General features: G+C 66.1%; 3 protein-coding genes and 1 pseudogene. 1 reads left to right on the forward strand and 3 read right to left on the reverse strand.

Annotated features, from left to right (window positions below):
* Positions 1-126: 126 nt before the first annotated feature.
* The 3 genes from ACT6Y9_RS09750 to ACT6Y9_RS09760 form a co-directional block, all read right to left on the reverse strand.
* Positions 127-1,242: a M20 family metallopeptidase gene (locus ACT6Y9_RS09750; RefSeq protein WP_443744381.1), complete on the reverse strand. Its 1,116-nt coding sequence runs from the start codon at positions 1,240-1,242 to the stop codon at positions 127-129.
* A 41-nt stretch (positions 1,243-1,283) separates the two neighbouring features.
* Positions 1,284-1,760, reverse strand: a complete 477-nt coding sequence (locus ACT6Y9_RS09755) for a YjiG family protein (protein WP_443744382.1) — start codon at positions 1,758-1,760, stop codon at positions 1,284-1,286.
* A gap of 79 nt (positions 1,761-1,839) precedes the next feature.
* Entirely contained in the window at positions 1,840-2,547 is a 708-nt protein-coding gene (locus ACT6Y9_RS09760; RefSeq protein WP_443744383.1) for a nucleoside recognition domain-containing protein, read from the reverse strand.
* A gap of 282 nt (positions 2,548-2,829) precedes the next feature.
* On the opposite strand from ACT6Y9_RS09760, the pseudogene ACT6Y9_RS09765 reads away from it, so the two are divergent.
* Positions 2,830-3,259 (forward strand): annotated as a pseudogene (locus ACT6Y9_RS09765) (hypothetical protein); the annotation flags it as partial.

Raw genomic sequence — 3,259 nt, forward strand, 5'->3', positions numbered from 1 at the left:
CGGAGCGCCCGCCGCCCGGGCGGTCTGCTTTTGTCTTCAAGTTCCACCTCTGCGGCGGGATTCGGCCAAAGAAAAAGCCGCCCGGGAGAGGAATCCCGCGGGCGGCTTTGATTCTGCCGAGGCGCGTCACATGAGCTTGAAGAGGTTCACGAGCATCCTGATGCGCTCCTCGACCGTGTCGAGGCGCAGGAATTCGCGCTCGGTGTGGAACCCCGCACCCGCCGGGCCGCAGCCGTCCACCACGGGGATGCCGGCCTTGGCGATGCGGTTGCCGTCGCTGCCGCCGCCCGCGTCAACCCACTTCGCCTCGAAGCCCGCCATCTCGGCGGCCTTGTTGATCGTGGCGACCAAGCCCTTCGTCGCCTCGGAGAGCGGCATCGCGGGCATGCGCGAGTAGACCGTCAGCTCCTGCGTGACGCCTTCGACCCAGGTGCGGGCGACGAGCTCGCGGATCTTGGCTTCAAGGGCGTCGCCGTCCTTGTCGAACCAGTATCGGATGTCGAGGCGCACCGTGCAGCGGTCCGAGATCACGTTGGGGGCGGTGCCGCCCTCGACGACGCCGGGGTTGACGGTCGTGCCGATCGACTTGTCGGCGAGGTCGTACGCGGCGAGCGCGAAGCGCATCGCGGCGACGTTGGCGTTGAGGCCCGCCTCGGGGTTGTTGCCCGCGTGGGCGGTGCGGCCATGGAAGACGACGCAGTAGTCGCTCACGCCCTTGCGGGAGCGCACGAGTTCGCCGCCGGCGCGCGCGGCCTCGACGATGAGGGCGCACTTCGCCTTCGCGCCCACGCCCGCGAGCCACTCATGCGAATTCTGCGAGCCGGTCTCCTCGTCGGGATTGAAGGCGCAGCAGATGGAGAGGCGCTCGAGGTCCTCGGGGCGGGCGTACTTGCAGGCGTAGTAGGCGGCGAGAATGCCCGACTTGCAGTCTGAGCATCCCGGGCCGTGGGCTTCGTTGCCGTCCACGGAGAACGGGCGCTTCGCGGCGGTGCCGTCCGGGAAGACGGTATCGAGGTGGCCGTTCAGAAGAACGTCGATCTTCTCGGCATCGGGCTTGTTGCGGGCGATGAGGCCGTGACCCGCCTTGGGGCCGAGGTCGACCAACTCCGTGTGGAAGCCGATCGAGTCGAAGTAGCCCTTCATGATTTCGGCGGCGCGGGTGACGCCCGCCGTGTTCGACGTGCCGCAGTCGAGGTTGACGAGCGGAGCGAGGTCCTTGAGATATTCGTCGAGGATGGACATCTTTTGATGAATCCTTCTGGTGCGTGTTGTGCAAAACGGGATCAGGACCCCATCACGAGGATGCGCATCACGAAGAGCGACAGGAAGGCCGTGAGGATCGGGATCGCCATGATGACAGGGATCTTAGCTCCCTTCACGCCGATCACGCCGAGGCAGCGGCCCATATACTGGATCTGCGAGCCCATCAGGAAGATCGAGGGCGCGAGGATCGCGAGGTGGGTGCCCGTGAGGGTGCCGTGGTCGTAGAGCGCCATCGCGACGCCCACGCCGCCGCCCATCGACATCCAGCCGCCGAGGAGCACGGTGGCGGCTTCGCCCGGGAGGCCGAAGACGCCCATCACCGGCGCGCACACGTCGCCGATGATTTTGAGAAGGCCCGAGTGGTTGAGGATCTTGATGATCACGAACGCCATGAGCACGTTAGGGAGCGTGGAGGTGACGGCGATGTTCCAGCCCTGGACGGCGCCTTTGACGAAGACGTCGGTGATCATGGGCTTGCTTGAGGTGGTGTGGGACATGAGAGAGCTACCTGAAGAAAGTGGCGGGACGAAGTATTCCCGAAAAACGGACGAATGAAAAGGTCTGGAAAGCCTGAAGTCAGGCGCGCGATCCGCGGATCTCGATGAGGCGCATCACGTTTGCGGCGAAGATCTTGCCGAGGAGGATGACGCCGAGGCAGACGCCGAGGGAAACGGGCATCACGGGTTCGCCCGAAGCGGCGACCAGCGTGAAGAAGATCGCGCCCGAGGAGAAGAAGTTCGTGATCGGCGCGTCCGCGGTCATCTGGAAGGCGGCGAAGACGTTCTTCTCGCGGTCGGTGAGCTCGCCCGCGTCGCACAGCTGACGCGTGAGCGCGGCGCCGCCGTCGGTGGACTGGAGCGAGGCGATGAGGGCGAGCGCTGAGGAGCCGGGCAGACCGAGGAGCGGCTTGAGGACCGGTGTGAGGAGCTGGCGCGCGGCCTTGAGGGCCCCGTAGTGCTCGAGCATCGTGATCATCGCGAGGGCGAACATGATCGTCGGAACGAGCGAGAGGGCGAACATGAAGCCGTCGATCGCGCCCGAACCGCCCTTGCCGCGGAAGTTCGCCATCGTCGTTGAGATTTCCCCCGACTTCTCGGTGACGCCCGAGACGAGCCGGCCGAAGCCGCCGTTGAGCGTCGTGAAGTCGAAGATCCCCCACCAATGCGAGCTCGCGGCGAGGCCGGAAAAGAAGACGACCGCGAAGGCGAGGGCGATGTATCCGCCGATGCTGGCACGATCGTTCTTGTCGTCGGGTTGAGTGGGTTGAGGCGTGGCGGCTGTCATGAGGACATCTCCTGTTGGCGTCGTGATGCGGCGGTGTGGGTGGTGGTTCCGGCTCTGGATTTTTTGCAAACGGCCGGATGCGGTTGAGTTTACGTGAAAGTGCGTACTTCAAACAGACGCGCTAACCCGGAGACGGGGCGGGTTGAAAGGTGTGAGGAAGGGAAACAACGGGGCTTGGCGGCCGTGGGGCGCGCACGGCGGTTCGATAGAATGCATAGACCATTGTCTGACCATAGGCGCGGCGCACCCCTCAGGACGCCGCCGCTGATCGGAGCACGTTACATGTCGCTGAACGACCCCCGGTGGGGCCGCGGCTCGAGCGAGCCGCAGGATAAGAAGAATGAGGACGGGGAGACGGATGACCGCACCCCGCGCAACGGGAATGAGGACTCGGATGACCGGCGCCCCGACGACGGGCGCGGTGCGCCCGAGGGTCGCAACGACCGCAATCAGACCCAGAACGCGCGCGGCGGCGACCGCGGGCAGGAGGATCTCGACCGTCTGTGGGGCGAGTTCTCCGACCTCGTCAACTCGATCATGAAGCCGCGCGGCGGCGCGCAGCGCCGCAACGACGATCCGCTTTCGAAGCTGAAGAGCCGCGACGACTATTCGCGCGACGACGAACCCGATGAAGCGCCCGCCCGCGGCGATCGCGGCGACCGCGACGAACCGTCGTTGCGTGCGCAGCCCGACGACGGGCGCTCGGGCGGCG

It is taken from the genome of Sutterella sp. (assembly GCF_052272535.1).
In the GTDB taxonomy this organism is placed as follows: domain Bacteria; phylum Pseudomonadota; class Gammaproteobacteria; order Burkholderiales; family Burkholderiaceae_F; genus Sutterella.